At 57.6% G+C, this 21,674-nt stretch carries 23 protein-coding genes and 1 pseudogene; 18 read left to right on the top strand and 6 right to left on the bottom strand.

Annotated elements, in window-relative coordinates; translation table 11 throughout:
- Window positions 1–918: 918 nt before the first annotated feature.
- From tnpC to tnpA, 3 genes and pseudogenes are all read right to left on the bottom strand, one after another.
- Window positions 919–2,488 (bottom strand): annotated as a pseudogene (gene tnpC, locus A7X65_RS25710) (IS66 family transposase).
- A 99-nt stretch (window positions 2,489–2,587) separates the two neighbouring features.
- Window positions 2,588–2,914, bottom strand: a complete 327-nt coding sequence (tnpB, locus tag A7X65_RS25705) for an IS66 family insertion sequence element accessory protein TnpB (RefSeq protein ID WP_063690417.1) — start codon at window positions 2,912–2,914, stop codon at window positions 2,588–2,590.
- Complete coding sequence (tnpA, locus tag A7X65_RS43865; RefSeq protein ID WP_063690415.1) at window positions 2,911–3,321, bottom strand: IS66-like element accessory protein TnpA; 411 nt, start codon at window positions 3,319–3,321, stop codon at window positions 2,911–2,913. The genes tnpB and tnpA overlap by 4 nt, the downstream gene beginning before the upstream one ends.
- A 152-nt stretch (window positions 3,322–3,473) precedes the next feature.
- On the opposite strand from tnpA, the gene A7X65_RS43230 reads away from it, so the two are divergent.
- The 4 genes from A7X65_RS43230 to A7X65_RS25685 all read left to right on the top strand — a co-directional run bounded on the left by A7X65_RS43230 (window position 3,474) and on the right by A7X65_RS25685 (window position 6,430).
- Entirely contained in the window at window positions 3,474–3,614 is a 141-nt protein-coding gene (locus tag A7X65_RS43230; RefSeq protein ID WP_245323826.1) for a LacI family DNA-binding transcriptional regulator, read from the top strand.
- A 189-nt stretch (window positions 3,615–3,803) separates the two neighbouring features.
- Window positions 3,804–4,061 carry a type 1 periplasmic-binding domain-containing protein gene (locus tag A7X65_RS43225; protein WP_245323824.1) on the top strand — a complete coding sequence of 86 codons (258 nt, stop codon included), beginning with the start codon at window positions 3,804–3,806 and terminating at the stop codon, window positions 4,059–4,061.
- Between the two features lie 1,160 nt (window positions 4,062–5,221).
- Window positions 5,222–6,013 (top strand): SDR family NAD(P)-dependent oxidoreductase, encoded by a 792-nt coding sequence (locus tag A7X65_RS25690; protein ID WP_063690413.1) that lies wholly within the window; start codon window positions 5,222–5,224, stop codon window positions 6,011–6,013.
- 222 nt (window positions 6,014–6,235) lie between these two features.
- Window positions 6,236–6,430, top strand: coding sequence for a 4Fe-4S binding protein (locus A7X65_RS25685; RefSeq protein WP_063690411.1), 195 nt, complete (start codon window positions 6,236–6,238; stop codon window positions 6,428–6,430).
- A gap of 652 nt (window positions 6,431–7,082) precedes the next feature.
- On the opposite strand, the gene A7X65_RS43860 is transcribed toward A7X65_RS25685, so the two are convergent.
- Complete coding sequence (locus tag A7X65_RS43860) at window positions 7,083–7,520, bottom strand: response regulator (protein WP_167358285.1); 438 nt, start codon at window positions 7,518–7,520, stop codon at window positions 7,083–7,085.
- A gap of 372 nt (window positions 7,521–7,892) precedes the next feature.
- Here A7X65_RS43860 and nifH point away from each other — a divergent pair, with 372 nt between their 5' ends.
- From nifH to fdxB, 9 genes are all read left to right on the top strand, one after another.
- Window positions 7,893–8,783, top strand: a complete 891-nt coding sequence (nifH, locus tag A7X65_RS25675; protein ID WP_063690816.1) for a nitrogenase iron protein — start codon at window positions 7,893–7,895, stop codon at window positions 8,781–8,783.
- Between the two features lie 68 nt (window positions 8,784–8,851).
- On the top strand, window positions 8,852–10,354 hold the full coding sequence (gene nifD, locus A7X65_RS25670; protein WP_063690406.1) for a nitrogenase molybdenum-iron protein alpha chain: 1,503 nt from the start codon (window positions 8,852–8,854) through the stop codon (window positions 10,352–10,354).
- Between the two features lie 47 nt (window positions 10,355–10,401).
- Complete coding sequence (gene nifK / locus A7X65_RS25665) at window positions 10,402–11,961, top strand: nitrogenase molybdenum-iron protein subunit beta (RefSeq protein ID WP_063690814.1); 1,560 nt, start codon at window positions 10,402–10,404, stop codon at window positions 11,959–11,961.
- 108 nt (window positions 11,962–12,069) lie between these two features.
- Window positions 12,070–13,728, top strand: coding sequence for a nitrogenase iron-molybdenum cofactor biosynthesis protein NifE (gene nifE, locus A7X65_RS25660; protein ID WP_063690812.1), 1,659 nt, complete (start codon window positions 12,070–12,072; stop codon window positions 13,726–13,728).
- Between the two features lie 22 nt (window positions 13,729–13,750).
- Window positions 13,751–15,139, top strand: coding sequence for a nitrogenase iron-molybdenum cofactor biosynthesis protein NifN (nifN, locus tag A7X65_RS25655; RefSeq protein WP_063690403.1), 1,389 nt, complete (start codon window positions 13,751–13,753; stop codon window positions 15,137–15,139).
- Window positions 15,140–15,151: 12 nt separating this feature from the next.
- The gene (nifX, locus tag A7X65_RS25650; protein ID WP_063690400.1) at window positions 15,152–15,547 is read left to right on the top strand and encodes a nitrogen fixation protein NifX; all 396 of its coding nucleotides are present in this window, start codon (window positions 15,152–15,154) and stop codon (window positions 15,545–15,547) included.
- A gap of 12 nt (window positions 15,548–15,559) precedes the next feature.
- Entirely contained in the window at window positions 15,560–16,030 is a 471-nt protein-coding gene (locus A7X65_RS25645; RefSeq protein ID WP_063690397.1) for a NifX-associated nitrogen fixation protein, read from the top strand.
- An 8-nt stretch (window positions 16,031–16,038) separates the two neighbouring features.
- Window positions 16,039–16,233, top strand: coding sequence for a CCE_0567 family metalloprotein (locus A7X65_RS25640; RefSeq protein ID WP_063690393.1), 195 nt, complete (start codon window positions 16,039–16,041; stop codon window positions 16,231–16,233).
- Between the two features lie 16 nt (window positions 16,234–16,249).
- Window positions 16,250–16,534: a ferredoxin III, nif-specific gene (fdxB, locus tag A7X65_RS25635; protein WP_063690390.1), complete on the top strand. Its 285-nt coding sequence runs from the start codon at window positions 16,250–16,252 to the stop codon at window positions 16,532–16,534.
- 234 nt (window positions 16,535–16,768) lie between these two features.
- On the opposite strand, the gene A7X65_RS25630 is transcribed toward fdxB, so the two are convergent.
- Both A7X65_RS25630 and A7X65_RS25625 read right to left on the bottom strand, forming a co-directional pair.
- Window positions 16,769–17,083, bottom strand: coding sequence for a hypothetical protein (locus A7X65_RS25630; RefSeq protein WP_063690387.1), 315 nt, complete (start codon window positions 17,081–17,083; stop codon window positions 16,769–16,771).
- 436 nt (window positions 17,084–17,519) lie between these two features.
- On the bottom strand, window positions 17,520–18,110 hold the full coding sequence (locus A7X65_RS25625; RefSeq protein ID WP_063690384.1) for a hypothetical protein: 591 nt from the start codon (window positions 18,108–18,110) through the stop codon (window positions 17,520–17,522).
- A 348-nt stretch (window positions 18,111–18,458) separates the two neighbouring features.
- Between A7X65_RS25625 and A7X65_RS25620 the strand changes: the two genes are divergently transcribed.
- The 5 genes from A7X65_RS25620 to A7X65_RS25600 are packed head-to-tail and all read left to right on the top strand — an operon-like array spanning window position 18,459 to window position 21,404.
- On the top strand, window positions 18,459–18,779 hold the full coding sequence (locus A7X65_RS25620) for a HesB/IscA family protein (protein ID WP_063690381.1): 321 nt from the start codon (window positions 18,459–18,461) through the stop codon (window positions 18,777–18,779).
- Window positions 18,780–18,815: 36 nt separating this feature from the next.
- Window positions 18,816–19,109 (top strand): NifU family protein, encoded by a 294-nt coding sequence (locus tag A7X65_RS25615; RefSeq protein ID WP_063690378.1) that lies wholly within the window; start codon window positions 18,816–18,818, stop codon window positions 19,107–19,109.
- Between the two features lie 12 nt (window positions 19,110–19,121).
- Complete coding sequence (gene nifS / locus A7X65_RS25610) at window positions 19,122–20,345, top strand: cysteine desulfurase NifS (RefSeq protein ID WP_063690376.1); 1,224 nt, start codon at window positions 19,122–19,124, stop codon at window positions 20,343–20,345.
- Window positions 20,317–20,541, top strand: coding sequence for a putative nitrogen fixation protein NifT (nifT, locus tag A7X65_RS25605; protein WP_063690373.1), 225 nt, complete (start codon window positions 20,317–20,319; stop codon window positions 20,539–20,541). The genes nifS and nifT overlap by 29 nt, the downstream gene beginning before the upstream one ends.
- Window positions 20,538–21,404 (top strand): SIR2 family NAD-dependent protein deacylase, encoded by an 867-nt coding sequence (locus tag A7X65_RS25600; protein WP_063690370.1) that lies wholly within the window; start codon window positions 20,538–20,540, stop codon window positions 21,402–21,404. Before nifT ends, A7X65_RS25600 begins: the two co-directional genes overlap by 4 nt.
- Window positions 21,405–21,674: the final 270 nt, after the last annotated feature.

The following is a 21,674-nucleotide window of genomic DNA, read 5'->3' as shown; positions in this document are numbered from 1 at the left end:
GATCGTTTCCAGCGATCGTGACATGCGAATGGTCGTGCTGAGTGGTCGAAGGCGACGACCGCCAAGCTGACTTGTCGCGCCAACCCGATCATGACAATGTCGTCGACACGGAGCCAACGCGGCGAGCCCATTCGTCTTTATGCGAGAAGACGCTGCTGCAGGAAGTTTGCTGAGGCGTCCCGGCGCGCTTCGTCAGGCTGATGTGCGCCGGTCCGTGAGACATTGCCAAAGCATTCATGACAACGTCATTTCCAATGACTCAAGCAGCATGTCCAATCATTGCCTCTGCAATTGTGCACACAAATGCCTATGGAGCTTGAACCTGACGTAAGGTCGAGTTGTGGCAGCTATCGTAGATTCCATCGCGCCGGGCGAAGGGTGACGCAGCGCATGATGTTCTCGCCGTGTGCATGGGAAGAAAGAAGCGGTTCGCTTCAATCTCGTTCTGCTTTTCTTTCTGGACGAGCTTCGTGGGTGCCTCTGCCATGCTAAATCGAATAGTACCGTACGTGCATATGCTCCTGCTTTGGCGGAGCCATGTGCGCGATCGCCAAGCCAAATGATAGATCCGAGCAGCGGATGTCTCTTCTGTCGGTCAGCGAAGCGCTCAGGGTAGATTGGGGGCGCACACCCAATTGGTCGCGGAGGGGCTCGTGAGGTAAGGAGCAGCAAGTCCAGCATGTACGCGTTTACGTGCGCTCGCCCTTCCGCCCAGCTCGCAAATCTCCCTCCCTCCTGTCTCGGTATTCAACAATAGGGCATGTCTGCTCGCCAGGTCCTTGATTGCCAGCCGTTGTCCGCAACGACACTCAAAGGCGGCGCAGCCGGCCTTGCCGAGTACGCGAATGCGCGACGCGGTCTGTACGCATCCGGCGACGGCCCCTGGCTAGGCCGTTTTTGGTGGAAGGTTGATCGCGCTTAAGCGGCGTGAGCGACGCTCTGAGGCTGCCAATTCCAAGGCGGCAGTTCGTCAATGCGCCTGGCAGGGTGATCCGGCAGGCGCGCCAGCACGTCGGCAAGCCAAGCCTGTGGGTCGATGTCATTGAGCTTGGCGGTGGCGATGAGGCTGTAGATGGCGGCCGCACGCCGGCGCCCTCATCGGGCCCGGCGAAGGTCCAATTTTCTCGCCCCACGGCGACCGCCCGTAGCTCACGCTCAGCAGCATTGTTCGACATGCAAAACCGTCCGTCATCAAGGACGCGGCTAAATGCATCCCAGCGGCTGAGGCAGTAATTGATCGCCTTGGTCGTGTCGTTGTTCCTGGAGATCTTGGCGCGCTGCTCGCGTAACGACGCCTCCAACTCGACGATCAGAGGGCGGCTACGCTCCTGGCGCAGACGCAAACGCTCCTGCGCAGTAAGACCGTTGATCTCGCGCTCGATGGCGAACAGAACATCGACGCGCCTGACCGCCTCGGCCGCGATCGGCGCCTTGCTGAGCCGCGCGAGATCAAAGAACTTGCGCCTGCCGTGCGCCCAGCAAGCGGCCTCGATGATCGGGCCGCCCTTGCGATTGGCCTCGTAGAGTCTGCCAAAGCCGGCGTAGGCGTCGGCCTGTATCAGTCCAGCATAGCCCGCCAGATGCTCCTCCGGATGCGCACCGCCACGATCGGGCGAGTAGAAGAACACGGCCGCTGGCGGATCTGGGCCGGCAAACGGACGGTCGTCGCGCACGTAGGTCCAGAGCCGGCCGGTCCGGGTCTTGCCCTTGGCCAGGATCGGCACCGTAGTGTCATCCGCGTGGATGCGCTCGGCTGCGAAGACGTGGCTCCGGATCGCATCTACCAAAGGCATCAGGGTTGCCGCGGAGGCACCTACCCAGTCCGCAGGCATCTATACGTCGAGGTCGATGCCTTCATGCTGGTAGACGTCGCTCTGGCGATTGAGCGGCAGGTGCAGGCCGTACTTGGCAAACAGAACATGGGCCAACAGTTTGGGCCCTGCACGCCCGCGCGCAATCGGATGCGAAGGGGCCGGCGGCTGGGTGACCGCTTCGCAGGTCCGGCAGACGAGCTTCTCGCGCACGTGCTGGCCACCTTCCACTGGCGCGGAACGAGCCCCAGCGTCTCGGTCACGTCCTCGCCAGTCTTGCGCAATCGGCTGTCGCCGCAGCATGGGCAGGTGGCAGGCACCGGATAGACAATGCGCTCCCGCGGCAAATGCTCCGGCAGCGGCCGGCGGGCTGGCTTGCGGCGCTCGAACGATGGCACCGCAATCTTCTCGGCTGCCATCTGCGCCGCGGTAACAGCTTGCGCCGCGTTCTCCTCCAGGTCGGCGAGCTGTAGCTCGAGCTGGTCCAGCAACGCGCCTCGCTCGGAGGACTGTCCGAACTGCTCGTGCCGGAGCTTCTTGATCGTGAGTTTGAGCTTCTCGATCAGCAAGGTCCCCGCCTGGGCCTCGGCGTCCGCGGCCAACCGGGCCGCTCGCTCGGCGCGCAGCATCGCCTGCAGCGTGGTCACGTCGTCGGAAAGAGAATCATCAGCGCCCATCGCCGACCAGAGAATCACAAGACGCGGTTGCTGTCCGAACCGCTGATCGTGCCACCGATTCAAATCCCAACGATCAGCCGGCCGCCTGCGGTCGCCATGTCAGGTATGTTGCGGCATCCGCCAGTCGATGCCCTCCAGCAGGTAGCCAAGCTGGGCGGGGGTGATCGTCACCACGCCATCAGCCGACGACGGCCACAGGAAGCGGTCGCGCTCCAGCCGCTTGGCATAAAGCGACATGCCCAGTCCATCGTGCCAAAGGATCTTGATCAGCTTGCCGCTTTTGTCACGGAACACATAGAGGTCGCCGCCGTGCGGGTCTCGCGTGAACGCTTCCTGCACCAGCAAGGCCAGCGAGTTCATGCCGCGACGCATATCAGCGTGACCGGTCGCAATCCACACCCGAACGCCCGACGCAATCGGGATCACCGCAGCCGTCCATCTGCCAGCGCCGCCACGACGGCCTTCAGCGTCGCCGCGTCGGCCGTACCTGTGATCCGCATCCGAGCCCCGGCAGCAAACTCGATCTCGATCGGCCCGCCGCTGTTGGCCGGCGCGACTGGACAAGACGACGGCCCAGATTCCGCGACCACCATCGCCGGTACGAAGCCAGGTTGACGGGCGGTATTCTTCGGCTCAGGCCGAAGCGAGCGTCGCCATCGCAGCAGCAATGAGCGCGAAACGCCATACCGCCGCGCTGTTGCCGCGACTTGGCGCGGCGCCTGTAAGCTCTCCAGGACGATCTTCAGCTTCTCAGCCTCGGACCAGCGCCGCCGCCGACCCGTGTCCACCACCGCAAGCTGTTCGACTTGGGCACTGCGCTTATCACTGTCCATAAGGACAGTTCTCAACAACACGCCTCATTAGGCAAGGCGGCCTTCACCGGACGGATACCGCGGTCTCTGCATCATCGTTAAAGCGCGACGAGTACACATCCGAGGAAGGATACGTTGCGTCAGGATGAGTTTTCCGTTGAGAACCGTCACGGATGACGCATTCTGGGGATAGCGATGAACGGCCGACGATTGCCCAGTTCGCGCAGGCAGCTGGCGTGAGTGTGTCGACAGTAAATCGGGCCCTTTGTGGTTGCGCCACAGTGCGCTCCGAAACCGCCGAGCGCATCGTGTAAACAGTGGAAAAGATCGGCTTTCGCGAGTTGGGTACGCCGCGCCAACGCAAGAAACTCCACCGAAATCCTGGCTTTCTCATGCAGCAGTCGTACCGGCCGCTTCACCAGTTGTAGGGCACTGGAATCGTCGCTGCCGCATCTCGGCGCGTCGATACTGTTATCAAGGCGAATGTGCACTTTGAGGACGACATGACCGCGGAAGCCGTTGCCAGCAATCTCTTGACCTTCGTCAAGCAAAGCGACGCCGTCGCTATTATCTGCGCCGACCGTCCGCTGGTCAGTCAGGCAATCGACCAGACCACAAGTGTTCCGATCGTTGCCTATGTCGCTGACCTGCCCGCCGCGAGCCGCGCAGGCTTTGTGGGAACCGACAACTGGAAAGCCGGTCGAACAGCGGGTAGGCTCATCAGGCAGATGGTCCGGGGCCAGGCAAGGTATGTCCCTTGATCGCAGTCACCGCTATCAGTGCGATGATATTTCAGCCGCGAGTTTCCGCTCCTACATGCGCGAGCATGCCCGGGAGTGTGAAGCATGCCACACGCTCATTCAGAGAGAGCTCGCAAACGCTCACGGAACCATCCGCAAATTGATTCACCGGAATCCGGACCTTAGGGGCATCTTCGTCAATGACGGCGGAATTTTCGACGTCTTATGCGCGATGCGCGAACTACTTGCTGACCGACGGCGGAAAACCGGTTTCGTCTGCCGCGACGTTGGACCATGAGACCCGCAAAGGTCTGGGAAGGAATGATTACCGAGCCCATTTGCCATCAACTGGAGAAGACGCCTCAGGAGCTGATACATATGCTGTTGCGCTCGGTTGAACGTCGCGATACGGCGCTCGATCGAGCGGCGAATTACTCCATTCGAGAGTCTCACGCCGGAAAGCCTATGGACTTAGACAAGTAGGTATCCATGCAAAGTTGCCGCTGTGGGAGCCCATGATCTGTCTGCAGTCTACCGATCATGTATATGGTCCATCGTGTCGCCACCTCAATAGGTCAGGTCCTCGATCACCTCCGTTCACTAGGACTTACCAGTCTCGTTGGAGAGCAAATGCCAAAAGGGAGATCATACAAGTTGACGCTGCGTGCGATTCAAGCTTGGCAGATAATTTTGTGTCGGCGCTGTAGAGCCCATCTAAGGGCCTCAGTTTCGCCACGCTGCTCGCGTCAGTCAGGGCAGCATCATCACGGATGTACTGATGGTGCAGAGGCGGGACCCGGCGCATTTTATGACTGGCAAAAAGTGCGCCGGGCGCCTCGGATGACTCCGCGAGCAGCAATGGGAGTCCTGTCGATTGCACAAAACACAACGGCGTTGTCTAGGCAGCGCTTTGAGGTGGGAGCCTCAAGCCGGCGCGCTATGAATTATGGGCCGCGCCGGAGAGACGTCTTGTCAGCCGTCTCGTGAAGCACGCCAATGAAAGCATCGAGCTCCTGTTCGAATCGACGCTGATGTCTCTTAGCTGACATTGGGCAGAGAGCACCCATCGCCATTTATCTGGCTGGCCCAATTGTTGCTAACTCCCACCAAAGATCATGCCTTAAGGAGCTCGCTTGTCTCTCGATAAACTAGATGCGCACAGTGTTGCCGGTCCGAGCTCTGTGCCTGGTCTGGCGCGCTGTCCGCTTCAAGAAGATACGTCGCAGCGGCGACTCGGCCAAAGGAAGACACTTGTATTGACCGGCGCCTCGCGCGGCATTGGTCACGCCACGGGCAAGTTGTTCTCCGAAGCTGGTTGGCAAATCATCTCCTGCTCCCGACAGCCCTTTGATAGCGGTCGATGCCCATGGGAATCGGGAATCAACAATCATGTGCAAGTGGAACTGAGCGATCGCAGCGCGTTGCCGAACGCGATTGCCAAGATCAAGGAGCGGCTCGATGGAGAGCCGCTTCACGCCCTGATCAACAATGCCGCCATTTCTCCAAAGGCACCAGGCGGTGGTAGGCTGAATTCTTTAACGACGTCCATCACCACATGGATGAGCGTGTTTCACGTGAATTTTGTCGCGCCGATTCTACTTGCTCAAGGCCTGTTCGAAGAATTGAAAATGGCATCCGGGTCGATCGTCAATGTCACCTCCATCGTAGGCACCCGTGTGCATCCTTTTGCGGGTACTGCCTATGCGACCTCTAAGGCGGCGCTCGCCTGCCTCACGCGCGAGATGGCACACGACTACGCGCCATTCGGAATTCGGGTCAACGCGATCGCACCGGGCGAGATCAAGACCGACATTTTGTCACCGGAAACTGAAGAAAAGTTGGCGCCGATTATACCGCTACACCGTGTTGGCACGCCCGACGAGGTTGCGAAGGTCATTTTCTTCCTCTGCTCAAGCGCCGCGAGCTATGTCACAGGTGCGGAAGTGCCAATCAATGGGGGACAACACGTGTGATACTGTCGAAGTGGCTGATCGCGGAGTTGGTGCGCTAATTAAAGCGAGATGTCGGATGTGGCAGCGCAAGTTGATGTCGCGAATCGGCTAAGAGCGAAGGCGACAAAAGGTTTCTTAAACCAGACAGAACAGGTTGACTTCCAACGTGACTACTAAGGCACGCATGTGGCACGAGGCTTGAAGGGAATTATCACCTTTCACCCTAGGAGGGAGTTGCAATCCATGGCCTATAAGATCGTCGCCTCGCAATGCTCGGTTTGTGGTGCATGTGAATTTGAGTGTCCGAACGGCGCGATTAGCCTAAAGGGCGATGTCTATGTGGTTGATCCGAAAAAGTGCACAGAGTGCGACGGGCATTGCGATACGCCGCGATGCGCGGTGGTCTGTCCGATGGAGGGCACGTGTGTTCCCGCCTGACAACGCTGAGCGAAAAGTTTCGCCGAAGCGTTCAATCGAACGATCGTCGGCGCGCGCTCATCGAATCCGCGGAAGTTAGGCGTCAGTGGTGTGATCGCCTACGGGCAATATAGCGGGCATTATCGGAAGCAGCCGGGCGATGCATTGGTTGGCAAATGGAGTGGCGACGTCTCAGAACGGTCTAGCGAGTAGGCGGTTTCGACGCCGAGCGAGCGTTATTCTGCGAGGCGGATGCAATACAACAAGGTCCTAAACGATTTATAGCGACCAAAGAAAAAGCAAGCTCGCTTGGATGCGTTCAATGCCAGGGGGTATTGCCGCTCGTTGATCATGATGGAGCCTATCGTCGCGCGTTTAGTCCAGTAATGGAGTTTCGGACATCCCATTACTACGTGCACCGAGATCGAAGGTCTCGGTCGCCTCGCCTCGGCACCCGAGTTGATATTCGGAAGGCCCACCAGAAAATTGCTATTACTCTCCGCGAGGTCGCCTGGAGATCTGCCCCGCTAAGTCACGGTCGAAGCGGTCTTTAAACCGGTGTGCTATGCCGCGGACCTCAAGGCTGAAACGGCGTGAGTTTTGCGCCAATTGCGAGACAACCCGAGAGTATGTCGAGCTGAAACTACACCATCCGAAATTGCGCAAGGAATTCCTAACCGGACCTCGGAGGAATGAGAACGGGCGGCCGGTTGGGAAAGACTGGTGCGCCCAAAGCTATCCTGACGGCTCCGCGGACAGAATCGGTGGAGATTGGATTGCTGATGTACCCGTGTGCACCTCGTTTAAGCCCCGTCTGCACTAGAGGGTCGGATTTCCGCTCAGCTACGAGCAGGATCTTGGTGCGCGCGAATGCCCTCGCGACTTCTCCCAGGACTGCCTCTCCTCGGCCGTGCAGAATGGCAACGCCGACCAGGACTACGTCGGGGGTCTTAATTAGCGACCTCACGGCCTCATCCACGGTCGCAAAAGGATGTGTCTGGTAACGTTCACGTAGGATGTAATCGAGTGCGGAACGTACAACCTGCTCAGGCTCGATCAGGAAAATGGTTGGACGCTTGCTACTCGTATAAGCCTCGGTGTCGAACAGCATGATAGCCTCTGTGCATTGATCCATACGCAGCAAGCACGCGCCGTGCCGTAGCTGTTCACCTGTGTGCGAACTAGAGCTGTCGTTTCCGGAAGGAAGTAAAGCAAGGCGTTGCCTTGTTTCAGACAAACGCGTGCGACCGCTCATGTCGAGAAGTGCCGATGTCGGACTTGCGACAGCACCACCCTGTGCACCCGTATCTATCTACGCTCGCATAGTTATTTGTTTTGAGCGAGCGCTGGCACGCTCGTTGCAAAAGTCGTTCTGCAGGGGCGCGATTGTCTGCCTTTGTAGGTCATCGAGCTGCGAATGCTGCGAGCCGAGTGATGGATTGCGACGCAGGCGCAGATCGTCAATCGATTGATGGAGAACAACATGGCTTCGCTGAGACAAATCGCGTTTTACGGCAAGGGTGGTATCGGCAAATCCACGACTTCACAGAATACGCTGGCAGCTCTTGCCGAGATGGGCCAAAAAATATTGATCGTCGGTTGTGATCCGAAGGCCGACTCGACCCGCCTGATCCTGCATGCCAAGGCACAGGACACGATCTTGAGTCTCGCGGCGAGCGCCGGCAGCGTCGAGGACCTCGAGATCGAGGATGTCTTGAAAGTGGGTTATAAAGATATTCGATGCGTTGAATCCGGTGGTCCGGAACCGGGCGTAGGCTGCGCTGGCCGCGGCGTCATTACATCGATCAACTTCTTGGAAGAGAACGGCGCCTACGAGGACATTGATTACGTATCTTACGACGTGCTCGGTGACGTCGTCTGCGGCGGCTTTGCGATGCCGATACGCGAGAACAAGGCGCAAGAGATCTACATCGTCATGTCCGGCGAGATGATGGCGATGTACGCCGCCAATAACATCTCTAAAGGCATTCTGAAGTATGCCAATTCCGGCGGCGTACGGCTGGGCGGCTTGGTTTGCAACGAGCGGCAGACGGACAAGGAGCTGGAGCTGGCGGAGGCGCTCGCCAAGAAGCTCGGCACCCAGCTGATCTACTTTGTCCCCCGCGACAACGTCGTCCAGCACGCAGAGCTACGCCGAATGACGGTGCTGGAATATGCGCCGGAGTCCAAGCAGGCGGAACACTATCGCAATCTCGCGACCAAAATTCACAATAACGGCGGCAAGGGCATCATCCCGACGCCGATCAGCATGGATGAACTTGAGGACATGCTGATGGAGCACGGTATCATGAAGCCGATCGACGAAAACCAGGTCGGCAAGACCGCTTCCGAGCTCGCCGCCGTTTCGGCTTGAGCGGATACCTTACATTCAGCACAAAAAAGTGTCGGCCCGAACACGCTGAGAGCAATAAGGACATTAGCATGAGTCTGGCATCCACCCAGAGTGTCGCAGAGATCAAGGCCCGCAACAAGGAATTGATCAACGAGGTCTTGAAAGTCTACCCCGAGAAGACAGCCAAACGGCGTGCCAAGCACCTTAGCGTGCACGAGGCTGGCAAGTCTGATTGCGGTGTTAAGTCGAATCTTAAATCGATCCCTGGTGTAATGACCATTCGAGGCTGCGCCTACGCCGGCTCTAAGGGCGTCGTATGGGGTCCGATCAAGGACATGATCCACATTAGTCACGGCCCTGTCGGTTGTGGCCAATATTCCTGGGGGTCGCGACGCAACTATTATGTCGGCACCACCGGAATCGATGCTTTCGGGACCATGCAGTTCACTTCCGACTTCCAGGAGAAAGACATCGTCTTCGGCGGCGATAAAAAGCTCGCCCAAGTGATCGACGAGATCCAAGGCCTGTTTCCGCTCAACCACGGAATCACCATCCAGTCGGAATGTCCGGTCGGTCTCATAGGCGACGACATAGAAGCAGTGTCGAGGGCAAAGTCGAAGGAATATGATGGTAAGACAATCGTGCCGGTGCGCTGCGAAGGGTTTCGCGGCGTATCGCAGTCCCTTGGCCATCACATCGCCAACGACGCTGTACGCGACTGGATTTTCGACAAGCTTACCCCGGAAACCGAACGGCGGTTCGAATCCACGCCATATGACGTTGCCATCATCGGTGACTACAACATCGGTGGCGACGCCTGGTCATCTCGCATCCTGCTGGAGGAGATGGGCCTGCGCGTGATTGCGCAGTGGTCTGGCGATGGCAGCCTCGCTGAGCTTGAGGCAACGCCGAAAGCTAAGCTGAATATCCTGCACTGCTATCGCTCAATGAATTACATCTCGCGCCATATGGAGGAAAAGTTTGGGATTCCATGGTGCGAGTATAACTTCTTCGGCCCGTCGAAGATCGCGGAGTCGCTGCGTAAGATCGCAAGCTTCTTCGACGACAAGATTAGGGAGGGGGCCGAGCGCGTCATAGCTAAATACCAGCCGTTGGTGGATGCCGTCATCGCCAAATACCGACCGCGTCTAGAAGGTAAGTCCGTGATGCTCTTTGTGGGCGGCTTGCGCCCTCGGCACGTAATTGGCGCCTATGAAGACCTCGGTATGGAGGTTATCGGGACCGGCTACGAGTTCGGTCACAACGACGATTATCAGCGTACGGCCCAGCATTACGTCAAGGATGGGACATTAATTTACGACGACGTCACGGGATACGAGTTCGAGCGCTTCGTCGAGAAGATCCAGCCCGATCTCGTTGGTTCTGGCATTAAGGAGAAATACGTCTTCCAGAAGATGGGCGTGCCTTTCCGGCAAATGCACTCCTGGGACTATTCGGGCCCCTATCACGGCTATGATGGGTTCGCAATCTTTGCTCGCGACATGGATATGGCAATCAATTCGCCGATCTGGAAGAAGACCAGGCCACCGTGGAAGGAGGTCCCGCGGCCGAGCCTGATGGCGGCGGAATAAGGCGGCCGGGCCAGACGATCGAACACGAATCCAACAAGGACGCCATGATGACTCAGAATGCCGAAAACGTCCTCGATCATCTCGAGCTGTTTCGAGGTCCGGAATACCAGCAAATGCTGGCGAATAAACGCGCGCTCTTCGAGAATGCGCATGATCCTGCGGAGGTCGAACGTATCCGCGAATGGGCCAAGACACCCGAATATCGCGAGAAGAACTTCGCGCGCGAAGAACTGACCATCAACCCGGCCAAGGCCTGCCAGCCGTTGGGCGCCGTATTTGCGTCGGTCGGTTTCGAGGGTACGTTGCCTTTCGTGCACGGCTCACAGGGCTGCGTCGCCTACTATCGAAGTCACCTATCTCGGCACTTCAAGGAGCCGACCTCCTGTGTTTCCTCGTCGATGACCGAAGATGCAGCTGTATTCGGCGGTCTCAACAATATGGTCGACGGGCTCGCCAACAGCTACAATATGTACAAACCGAAGATGATCGCGGTTTCGACCACCTGCATGGCGGAAGTCATCGGCGATGACCTCAACGCCTTCATCAAGACGTCGAAGGAAAAAGGCTCGGTGCCGGCGGAATTCGATGTTCCCTTCGCTCACACGCCCGCCTTCGTCGGCAGCCATGTCACGGGCTATGACAACGCTTTAAAAGGCATCCTCGAGCATTTCTGGGACGGTAAGGCCGGTTCTGAGCCCAAGCTCGAGCGTAAACCGAACGAAAGGATCAACTTCATTGGCGGCTTCGACGGCTACACCGTAGGCAATATCCGCGAGATAAAGCGCATTTTCGAGGTAATGGGCGTCGATTACACAATTCTCGCCGATAATAGTGACGTGTTCGACACGCCGACGGAGGGCGAGTTCCGTATGTATGATGGAGGGACCACTCTGGCGGACGCTGCAAATGCCATCCACGCCAAGGCGACCATCTCAATGCAGCAGTATTGTACAGAGAAAACGCTGTCGTTCATCGAGAGCCATGGTCAAAAGGTCGTTTCGTTTAATCATCCGGTCGGCGTCAGCGCGACCGACGACTTCCTGATGACTCTGTCACACATTACGGGCAAAGCAATCCCGAAGATCCTAGAACAGGAGCGCGGCCGTCTCGTCGATGCCATGGCGGACTCCAGTGCACATATTCACGGTAAGAGGTTCGCAATCTATGGCGATCCCGACCTTTGCTATGGCTTAGCGGCCTTCCTGCTCGAGCTCGGCGCCGAACCGACCCACGTCTTGTCTACCAACGGCAACAAGGCCTGGGAAGAAAAGATGCAGGCGTTGTTTGCCAGTTCGCAGTACGCCAAGGACTGCCATGTCTATCCGGGCAAAGACCTTTGGCACATGCGTTCGCTGCTGTTTACCGAACCGGTCGATCTTCTGATCGGCAACACCTACGGCAAGTACCTGGAGCGCGATACCGGTACGCCGCTGATTCGCATCGGCTTCCCCGTGTTCGACCGGCACCACCACCACCGCTACCCAGTATGGGGCTATCAGGGCGGCCTGAATGTACTGGTGAAGATACTCGATAAGATATTTGAGGAGATCGACAAGAAGAGCAACGTGGTGGGTAAAACCGACTACAGCTTTGATATTATACGATGATGCGAGCGTGTCTCCACCTCATGGCCACATGTCGCGGTCTTGGGGTGGGGCTCTGCACACCTATTATCGATCATGTAGACAAAAAAGCGTTTGCGGAAGGAGACTAACGTGAGTTCGCTGTCAGCCACGATTCAGGACGTCTTCAACGCGGCGGGTTGCCCTAAGAACGCCAACAAATCGGAGGTTGAGCGAAAGAAAGGTTGCACCAAGCAGCTGCAGCCAGGCGGGGCCGCCGGAGGGTGCTCCTTTGATGGCGCCAAGATTGCGCTACAGCCATTTACAGATGTCGCTCATCTCGTTCATGGCCCGATCGCGTGCGAAGGCAACTCCTGGGACAATCGCGGCTCTGCCTCGTCAGGACCTGATCTGTGGCGCACAAGCTTCACGACCGATATGAATGAGATTGATGTCGTATTGGGCGGCGAGAAGCGGCTGTACAAGGCCATCAAGGAAATCATCGAGAAGTATGATCCCCCGGCGATCTTCGTATATCAGACCTGCGTTCCGGCCATGATCGGTGACGACATTGATGCGGTTTGCAAAATTGCGGCAGCGAAATTCGGCAAGCCCGTCATTCCGGTCAATTCGCCGGGATTTGTCGGTTCGAAAAGCCTAGGCAATAAGCTCGCCGGTGAAGCGCTGCTCGAGTATGTGATTGGCACGCAGGAGCCCGATTACATAACGCCCTACGATATCAATCTCATAGGTGAGTACAATTTGTCGGGCGAGCTCTGGCAGATCAAGCCGCTGCTGGACGAAATCGGCATTCGGATCCTGTCCTGCATCTCTGGCGATGGCAAATATCACGAGGCCGCCTGCTCACATCGGGCGAGAGCCGCCATGATGGTGTGCTCCAGGGCCATGATCAACGTCGCGACCAGGATGAAAGAACGCTACGGCATTCCATTTTTTGAAGGATCGTTCTACGGCATCCAAGACACCAGCGAGGCTCTACGGAAGATCGCGCGCATGCTGATCGAGCGCGGCGCGCCGCGTCACTTAATGGAGTGCACTGAGGCTGTAGTCGCACGCGAGGAAGCAACGGCTTGGGCTGCAATCGAGCGATTCAGGCCGCGGTTTGCCGGCAAGAAGGTACTACTCGTCACTGGCGGCGTGAAGTCATGGTCCGTGGTTGCTGCTCTGCAGGAAGCAGGGCTCGAGATTGTCGGTACTTCTGTCAAGAAATCAACCAGCGACGACAAGCAGCGTATTCAGCAATTGATGGGGCATGATGCTCACATGATCGAGGATCTTACGCCCCGTGAAATGTACAAGATGCTTAGAGAGGCTAAAGCAGACATCATGCTCTCGGGCGGCAAGTCGCAATTCGTCGCTCTAAAAGCGGCCGTGCCATGGCTCGACATAAATCAAGAGCGTTGCCACGCCTACATGGGCTATGTGGGCATCGTGAGGCTCATGGAAGAGATCGATAAGGCGCTTTACAATCCGATGTGGGATCAGCTCCGTAGGCCCGCGCCGTGGGATGTCACGGAGGTGACCTGGCATGCCAAAGCGCTTGGGCCAATGGAGGTGCCTGTCGCCGGAGGCCGGCCGAATTCGGTCGGGGCCGAGAAAGTCGCGCGCGCCAACAGAACGCACTCGTGCAGTACAGTCGATTTCAGCATCATCAACCATCGCATTCCCGCTCACGGATCCACTGCCACCGATGCCATGGCCCATGACGCCGAGGCTTCCGCGGCCTGTATGCGGCGGACCGAGGAGAACACGCCGGCCCAGCCGACTTCCGCGCTGCAGGCGGTGGAGTAGGGCCCCAACCAGGGTGCAAGCTATGACTATAGTGACCTATTCCGACAAGGCCTGTACGATCAACCCGCTGAAGATGAGCCAGCCGATCGGCGGCTCCTTCGCCTTCTTGGGACTGCGGGGGGCGATGCCACTCTTACACGGTCCTCAGGGCTGCACGTCTTTCGGATTAACCCTGTTTGTCCGCCATTTTAAGGAAGCGGTGCCCTTGCAGACCACCGCAATGAGCGAGGTGTCGACCGTGCTCGGTGGGTATGAGAATGTCGAACAGGCAATTCTCAATATCTACAAACGCGTCAAGCCGGAGATTATTGGCATCAATTCGACTGGCGTCACCGAGACCAAGGGCGACGACGTCGAGGCGTTCATTCGCCTTATTCGGCAAAATCATCCGCATCTCAAGAAGTTTCCGCTCGTCTACGTCTCGACGCCCGATTTCAAGGACGCCTTTCAGGATGGCTGGGAAAAGACCGTGGCGCGAATGGTCGAAGTGCTTGTTGATTCCGTTGATGCGGCCGCGCCGCACGATTCCTTGCGGGTTAATGTCCTACCTGGTTGCCACCTAACCCCTGGCGACCTTGACGAGCTACGAACGATCTTTGAAGATTTTGGGATCAGGCCGTCCTTCCTTCCGGATATTTCAGGTTCGCTCGACGGTCACATCCCCGACGAATTCACGCAGACTACGATCGGCGGAATTGGGGTCGACGAGATAGCAACTATGGGGCAGGCCGCCTGGACGATCGCTATCGGAGCGCAGATGAGGCGCGCGGCTGAGGCGATGCAGGCCAGGACTGGCGTGCCGTTCCGGCTATTTGAACGGCTCTGTGGCCTTATTCCCAATGATGAATTCATCACTTTCTTGAGCGATATCAGCGGCAAGTCGGTGCCGAAAAGATATCGTCGGCAACGTGGCCAGCTCGCGGACGCCATGCTGGATACGCATTTCCATATCGCGGGTCGAAAGCTCGCGATTGGGGCTGAGCCGGACCTCTTGTTTGACATCTCGAGCGTGTTGTACGAGATGGGTGCGCAGGTGACTGCGGCGGTGACGACAACGGCATCTCCGGTGCTCGAACGCGTCAAGGCCAAGGAGGTTGTCATCGGCGATCTCGGAGATCTGGAGGATCTTGCCAAGGCGCGGCAGTGTGATCTGCTGATCTCTCATTCGCACGGCCGGCAGGCGGCCGCCCGGCTGGACATTCCCTTCTACCGTGCCGGTTTTCCGATATTCGATCGCCTGGGCGCAGGTCACCGGATGAGCGTGGGCTATCGCGGTACGCGCGAGCTTATCTTTGACCTCGCAAACCTCATCATTGCTGACCGCGAGGACAACCGCCAGCCCACGCCGGCAACCTGGCGGACCGGAGACGCCGGCCGATGTCGTTCCGCCGCAACTGAACTGCTGATATAGGAATCAGAGCCGATGAAGGTCGCATTTGCCACGCAGGATTTAAAGCGCGTCGACGCACATTTTGGCTGGGCCAAAAACATCGCCATCTACGACGTTAGGCCCGAAGGGCACCACTTGATCGAGTCCATCCAGTTCGACGGTGATCTTAAGGAGGACGGCAATGAAGACAAGCTCACGGCGAAGATCGAGGCCATCAAAGACTGCGCGATCCTCTACGTTGCTGCGATCGGCGGCTCCGGCGCCGCGCGTGTCGTGGCAAATAATATTCATCCGATGAAAGTGAGTATGCCTGAAGCGATCGACGATCTCTGTATTAAGCTCGAAGGTGTATTGAAGGGCTCGCCGCCACCCTGGTTGCGCAAAGTGCTAGGCAAGGGCCAGAATCGCTCGCTTCATTTCGAGGACTGAGGGCAAACGATTATGAACGAGGCGGGTGGATTGATCCGAGCTGGCCAGGCGGAGGAGGCGCCCTTTGTGAAGGAGCTCGTCAAGATCTGGCGCGCCGAGGACGGCCACGGCGTTTGGGAGAGCAAGAGCGATCTCGAGCTGCTAGAGCCCTATATTCTCGACAGCGAGAAGCGCCGGGCCTTGCCGATTGTGGGCGATCCCGATCCGGACACGATCTGGCGATTGGAATTGTTCTTCAACGCTGTTGCGCTATCCATCGAGAAGGCCACCGGCGTGATGGTTTCGCCGATGCTGAAAATGCACCATGAAGGCTTTGGCCGCATTGTGCTGATAGGTGGTCGGCTCATTGTCGTAAACAAGCAACTGCGCGACGTGCATCGTTTCGGTTTTGACAATCTCTCAAAGCTCGCTTCGGAAGGTGATAAACATGTCGACAGCGGGACCGAGATGATCCGAAAGTTCCCGGAAGTTGCGAACTACTGAGGTAATGGATGAGCAACTTAGAAGCACTGAAAGCCGAGATCAAGAAGCTCTCGGCTAAGGCCACTCAGGCAAAGATGGATCTCCACGACCTTGCTGAGGAACTGCCCGCCAACTGGACGTCAATCCTTAGTGTTGCCCAACAGGTTCACGACGCCTTCGACGAGCTCGAGCGCAAGCGCGAGGATCTCAAGGCGCGGGAATAGGCATAAGGATCGTGACATGTCATGTGCAACACGGGACGGTCGCAATTGGAAGCCCGAGTATCTGATTTCCATCGATCCCAAAAGGTGCATCGGATGCGGCCGTTGCTACAAAGTGTGCGGGCGCGAGGTTATGATGCTAAAGGGCATCAACGAGGCCGGTGAGATCGTCGATCTAGAAGACGATGATGACGAGATCGAAAGGAAGGTCATGGTGCTGAAGGATGCTGGAGCGTGCATCGGCTGTGGCGCCTGCGCACGGGTGTGCGCGGCTAGCTGCCAGAACCACGCTTCAGCCTCTTGAATGTAGCCCTCGCGCCAGGCGAGGCGATGATAGCTTAAATTGCTTCCGAAATGGGTCAAACGCGGTAAGGCTCCGAGCGAGAGTACGAGTGACATTTCCTCCTCCCGCCGCAGCGGCTTGGAATAAATCTAACGAGGGGGCGGGAGATCGGCGCCGTTAGTCCGCGGGATTCGGTATGCAACAGGGAGTTCGGCGCTGGGGCACCGATGCAGCTTCGAGGCATCTCAGGTCACGCTACTCGATCCCCTGTTCACGGGCCTTCGTCATCGCAGCAATGCGAAACCGCTCGTGGATAGCGACGGGATTGCCGAGCACGTCGGCCTCCGCTTTGTTGAAGGCGGCGAGAACGATCTCCGCTTCCGCGCGCGTCAGCGGGACGCGGCCTGCCATGTGGGTGGCCTCTGGTACCGTGGCCAGAATCGTTCGGCGGTAAGGGTGATCCTTGACTTCGATGAGTTCGCTGGCTTCAAGCTTGCCCGCAAGCATGATTGCGAGCCCCACAACTTCGAGTTTGCGGCCGTCTTGAGTGGTCTTGATCAGTGTTGCCATTTCTATTCGGTCTCCTGCGCGGCGAACTAGATATAGGCCCGCGATCCCAGAAGTGGCGTCAAGGCACGGTCAGAGTTCAAAGCGTCGTCGTGCGTCTGACCGCGCGACAACCCTGTTGGAAGCGTGCGGTATCATGAGGTGTCTGGGGGCAGATCCACAATGGGAAGCTGCCTTGGGCCGCAGGACAGAATCGGGCAGCTTTGATGAGGCAGCAACTCGAATTCCGTCTCGTCAAACCCCAACGTACTGGCACCTCACCCATTTTCGCACTCGCTCCTCGACGCGGTAGGAGTATCGGTGTGGCAAAGCCTGGGCGTTGGCGGGCATTTGTCGTTTGTCGGGCCACTCCAGCCGTCCTCAGCGACGATTGAAAGACCCCATTCCCCGTGCGAACAAGCTTGGCCGCACGAGAGCAGAAGAGATCTGACGCAAAACGCTAGACAGGACGGTTCTCGTTGCGATTCTTCATGGGCTTCATCTTCGCGAGAGCTTCCTCGTATGAGATCTCGGCATAACCGGCGTCGACATTCTTGGCGGCATCGAGCAGATAGTCGAGCTTGCCTCCAGTATCCAGCTTCTTAATGTCGTTCTTGTCGACACCGGCGAGATCCATCATCTCCTTCCAGACCGTCGATTCGTCACATGGCAGCACGTTGAATATGATATCACCGATCTTGGTGCGATATTTCGCCAATAAGTCGATGTTGTTGCAGAAAATGAAGTAGCTACCCTTCTGGCTCAATGCGCCATCCAACACTTTTGCGACGTCGGCTAGATAAGCAAAAGAATGGAGGTAGCCGGCCAAGACCGGGATCGTTGTCTCCCCCTCGTTTGCGATAGTCAATACTTGCTCAAGCGAATAGTCGGGCGGACGCTTCTCATCGGCAAGCTGAGCCTGGAACCTCAGGGCGATATCGCCGCGGAAGCCGAAGCGGCCGGGCTTTGTGGTTTCCCCCTTTAGCACCGCATTTAGTAGACGGCCTTCCTTGTCGAGCCGACCGAAAGCAGTGTTGTTAATGGACGTCATGAATCTTCTCGTTTGATGTGGCCGGTGCAGATGTCGCATCGCATAAAGACGCCTTGCTCTGTATGCAAATTGTTTGCCGCCTCCCACGTGGGCAACGAACGTTAAAATGACAGCCCTTCGTCCTTGCCTAGGCAGACATTTCGTTCTCAACACGACACTCGCGGCAAAGCCGTCCCGAGGTGACAAGCCTGGTGTCGGAAGTTCTACACACCTTCGGCCGCGGTCAGGCGGCAAAAGACAAGGGCTGTTAGGAGTACGATCCTTGGCATGGGACTTGCTAATATTTCACCAAATCAGCGCAGAGGGCCAAATCAGCGCAGAGGGCCAAATCAGCGCAGAGGGAAAGCGATGATCAATCTGACAGAAGCCGCGCAAAATGCGGTGAAGAGCGCGATCTCTACAGCAGCTCAGCCAGTGAGCGGCCTGCGGATAATAGTCGAAGGGGGCGGCTGCGCCGGGTTCAAATATTCGATGGGCCTCGCGGAGGCACCGAAGCCCGACGACACTGTGATCGAGCGAGGCGGCATCAAGCTGTTTATCGACAACGACAGTCGCGAGCACCTTGCCGGGACCACGATCGATTTCGTGATGTCGCTCGAGAGCTCGGGCTTTACCTTTGACAATCCGAATGCAAAATCGAACTGCTCATGTGGAAAGTCATTTAGCTAGGGCCGATTTGCGCGGAAGACTGCGGAGAGGCGACAAATGCTCGTCGAGACTGAACAATCCAGAGAAATGAGAGCCAATGAGGATTTGGAGCGTGAGCGGATCGTCTGTGCCGTGCTTGACGAAATCCGGCCCAACCTGAAGCGTGACGGCGGAGATTGCGAGCTTATCGAGATCGAGGGCAACAAGATCATGATCAAGCTCACAGGTGCCTGCGTGTTCTGCAAGCTCGCAAATGTGACCCTCGAAGGCATTCGGGCGCGATTGATCGAACGGCTGGGCGAGTTCGTGCGCCTGATCCCGGTCGCGGGATCTGCCAGAAATGGAAACTAAGGAAGACGAAACGTGCGGCCGATCTACCTCGACAACAACGCAACCACACGCACGGATCCGTCTGTGGTAGCGGCCATGCTGCCATTTTTTTCTGAGCAGTTCGGCAATGCCTCCTCAGCGCATGGGGTGGGCAGGAAAGTCGCGGAAAGCATAAGGACAGCTCGCAGCTGCGTGCAGACGCTGATTGGTGCTGCCTCTGATCACGAGATCGTCTTTACCTCAGGCGGTACCGAATCGGACAATACCGCGATCCTCTCGGCGCTTGCTGTGCAGGAGCACCGCGACGAGATCGTCACCACGGCTGTGGAACATCCCGCCGTCCTCTCGCTTGCAGACGAGCTCGAACGTCGCGGCCACAAGTGTCATCTAATTCCTGTCGATCGCGCCGGCCGACTGGACATGGATGCTTATCGCCGTGCGTTGTCTCCGCGTACTGCGGTTGCTTCGGTCATGTGGGCCAATAATGAGACCGGCACGATCTTTCCGATCGAGGTCCTTGCCAAGATGGCGCGCTCCGTCGGCGCGCTGTTCCACACTGATGCGGTGCAGGCTATTGGTCGAGTTCCAATCAATGTGAAGTCAACCGAGGTGGACATGCTGTCGCTTTCTGGTCACAAGCTTCATGGTCCAAAAGGGATTGGCGCGCTCTATGTGCGCAAAGATACAAAATTCAGGCGGCTGATCTTCGGTGGACCGCAGGAGCGTCGCCGACGTTCTGGCACTGAGAATGTGCCAGGCATCATTGGGCTGGGTAGGGCTGCGGAGCTCGCTGCGGTGAATCTCGGGCGGGAGCGGATGGAAATTGCTGCGATGCGCGACCGATTGGAGCATGGAATCCTTGATCTCGGCAACTGCGTGGTGCTTGGCGACCAGGAGAACCGTCTGCCAAACACATCAAACATTGCCTTTGAATATATGGAAGGTGAAGCAATCACTCATCATTTGAACCGGGCCGGCGTTGCCGTGTCGCTGGGATCAGCCTGCAGGTCCGGCTCTATGGAGCCATCGCATGTGCTGCGCGCGATGAACGTACCGTCGGCCCGATTGCGCGGCGCGATCCGCTTCTCACTGTCTCGCGAGACTACCAGCGAGGAGGTCGATCATGTCGTTGTTGCGCTCCGGAAGATCATGACGAAACTGAGAGAGGCATCTTCCGGGTTAGCTGGAGCGCGCAAGAAGTCAACTCTCGATGCAATGGGTCCATTGGATGAAAGTAATTATTCGTCGTTCTCCTGAAATTGGTCTTTCGATTTACGTCCCAAGGAAGGATCTTGAAGAGCCGATTGTTGAATTTGAGTACGAGACGCTCTGGGGCGGGTGGATCAGACTCGCTAATGGCTGGGTGCTCGATCTGCCGCAGATAAGGAGCGACACAACTTTGCCGATTACGGTCAACGCAAAGAAGCGTGGCGGGGACCGGGAGGAAGAATGAATCGTCCCGATCCATGCAGCGAGTTCGTTCATCTCCCGGCTGCCGAGGCCATGCTCCGCAAGGTTAGCAAGGGGCTTCGTGGCGGCAATGTTGTTCCCTATCTCGGGACCGGCTTAGCGGAGTTGTCGAACCCGGGTGTGCCGATGAACCCGGAGGACCTAGCGGCATTCTTCGCCGCCAAGGTGGCAATGCCAGGGCGCGCGCGAGGGAACGCTTGGGCGGCCGCGCAGTACATCGAAAACACAAGGCACCGCACCGCGCTGACAGCGATGATGGCGGACGCCTTTAGCAAGCCGGTCGAGCCAACGCAGCTTCACCGACTTCTTTCAATGCTGCCGCTGCCGCTTATCGTCGACAGCTGGTACGATGGCGCGATGAGAAATGCCCTTGCTGGGCATAGCAATTGGGGCGAGATTCAAGGAATCAGCCGCGCAGGTCTCAGGGAGCAGCGCTGGTATCGCTTCTATGATGCCGCGGGCGCCGAAGTCGATTCCGCTTCGGCAAGAAGCTGGGGAATCATCCTCTACAAGCCGCACGGCAGCGTCGCTCCGGCCAAGAATTTTCTGGTGTCCGATGCCGACTATGTTGAGGTGCTAACCGAAATCGACATACAGACGCCGATTCCTAAGGAGGTGATCGTTCGCCGTACCGGCCGCAGCTTCCTATTCCTTGGCTGCCGCTTCAATGACCAGCTTCTGCGGACCTATGCGCGGCAGGTTTCGAAGCGATCATCCGATGTACACTACGCAGTTATCGAGCCTGACACGGTCTCCAAGAATGAATGCCGCTTCCTGCTCGAGCAGGGCGTGACGCCACTCGCAATTCCGCTAACCCATGCTGTGGAGATCCTCTCGGCCAGTTAGCGGGCGCATCGCGCAATCATTCTTTTCAGCAGTTCGCAAGGAAGCGCCCTGCATCGCAACCACGCCGCGAGGCATCCTTTCACGAAAGATATAGGCGAATGAGGGCGATGGCTCAGTCAACGTTTACGCTCGCGCCGGCCGCAAGTCTTGTTCGCCACAAAGCATGTCTGCTTTCCAGCATACCTCGGCAACACTCTATCCATGTTTCTTCTAACTCATTGAAGACGGTCGAAAAAATCGCCTGCTTTGCCATGGCACACCGGTTGCTAA

Source organism: Bradyrhizobium stylosanthis (assembly GCF_001641335.1).
GTDB lineage: Bacteria > Pseudomonadota > Alphaproteobacteria > Rhizobiales > Xanthobacteraceae > Bradyrhizobium > Bradyrhizobium stylosanthis.
This window is presented reverse-complemented; position numbering and strand designations above follow the sequence as displayed.

Excerpts from the sequence above, each read along its gene's own strand:
- tnpA (WP_063690415.1), bottom strand. The coding sequence starts at position 3,321 with ATGGACAGTGATAAGCGCAGTGCCCAAGTCGAACAGCTTGCGGTGGTG.
- A7X65_RS43230 (WP_245323826.1), top strand. The coding sequence starts at position 3,474 with ATGACGCATTCTGGGGATAGCGATGAACGGCCGACGATTGCCCAGTTC.
- A7X65_RS43225 (WP_245323824.1), top strand. The coding sequence starts at position 3,804 with ATGACCGCGGAAGCCGTTGCCAGCAATCTCTTGACCTTCGTCAAGCAA.
- A7X65_RS25685 (WP_063690411.1), top strand. The coding sequence starts at position 6,236 with ATGGCCTATAAGATCGTCGCCTCGCAATGCTCGGTTTGTGGTGCATGT.
- A7X65_RS43860 (WP_167358285.1), bottom strand. The coding sequence starts at position 7,520 with ATGCTGTTCGACACCGAGGCTTATACGAGTAGCAAGCGTCCAACCATT.
- nifH (WP_063690816.1), top strand. The coding sequence starts at position 7,893 with ATGGCTTCGCTGAGACAAATCGCGTTTTACGGCAAGGGTGGTATCGGC.
- nifD (WP_063690406.1), top strand. The coding sequence starts at position 8,852 with ATGAGTCTGGCATCCACCCAGAGTGTCGCAGAGATCAAGGCCCGCAAC.
- nifK (WP_063690814.1), top strand. The coding sequence starts at position 10,402 with ATGACTCAGAATGCCGAAAACGTCCTCGATCATCTCGAGCTGTTTCGA.
- nifN (WP_063690403.1), top strand. The coding sequence starts at position 13,751 with ATGACTATAGTGACCTATTCCGACAAGGCCTGTACGATCAACCCGCTG.
- nifX (WP_063690400.1), top strand. The coding sequence starts at position 15,152 with ATGAAGGTCGCATTTGCCACGCAGGATTTAAAGCGCGTCGACGCACAT.
- A7X65_RS25645 (WP_063690397.1), top strand. The coding sequence starts at position 15,560 with ATGAACGAGGCGGGTGGATTGATCCGAGCTGGCCAGGCGGAGGAGGCG.
- A7X65_RS25640 (WP_063690393.1), top strand. The coding sequence starts at position 16,039 with ATGAGCAACTTAGAAGCACTGAAAGCCGAGATCAAGAAGCTCTCGGCT.
- fdxB (WP_063690390.1), top strand. The coding sequence starts at position 16,250 with ATGTCATGTGCAACACGGGACGGTCGCAATTGGAAGCCCGAGTATCTG.
- A7X65_RS25630 (WP_063690387.1), bottom strand. The coding sequence starts at position 17,083 with ATGGCAACACTGATCAAGACCACTCAAGACGGCCGCAAACTCGAAGTT.
- A7X65_RS25625 (WP_063690384.1), bottom strand. The coding sequence starts at position 18,110 with ATGACGTCCATTAACAACACTGCTTTCGGTCGGCTCGACAAGGAAGGC.
- A7X65_RS25620 (WP_063690381.1), top strand. The coding sequence starts at position 18,459 with ATGATCAATCTGACAGAAGCCGCGCAAAATGCGGTGAAGAGCGCGATC.
- A7X65_RS25615 (WP_063690378.1), top strand. The coding sequence starts at position 18,816 with ATGCTCGTCGAGACTGAACAATCCAGAGAAATGAGAGCCAATGAGGAT.
- nifT (WP_063690373.1), top strand. The coding sequence starts at position 20,317 with ATGAAAGTAATTATTCGTCGTTCTCCTGAAATTGGTCTTTCGATTTAC.
- A7X65_RS25600 (WP_063690370.1), top strand. The coding sequence starts at position 20,538 with ATGAATCGTCCCGATCCATGCAGCGAGTTCGTTCATCTCCCGGCTGCC.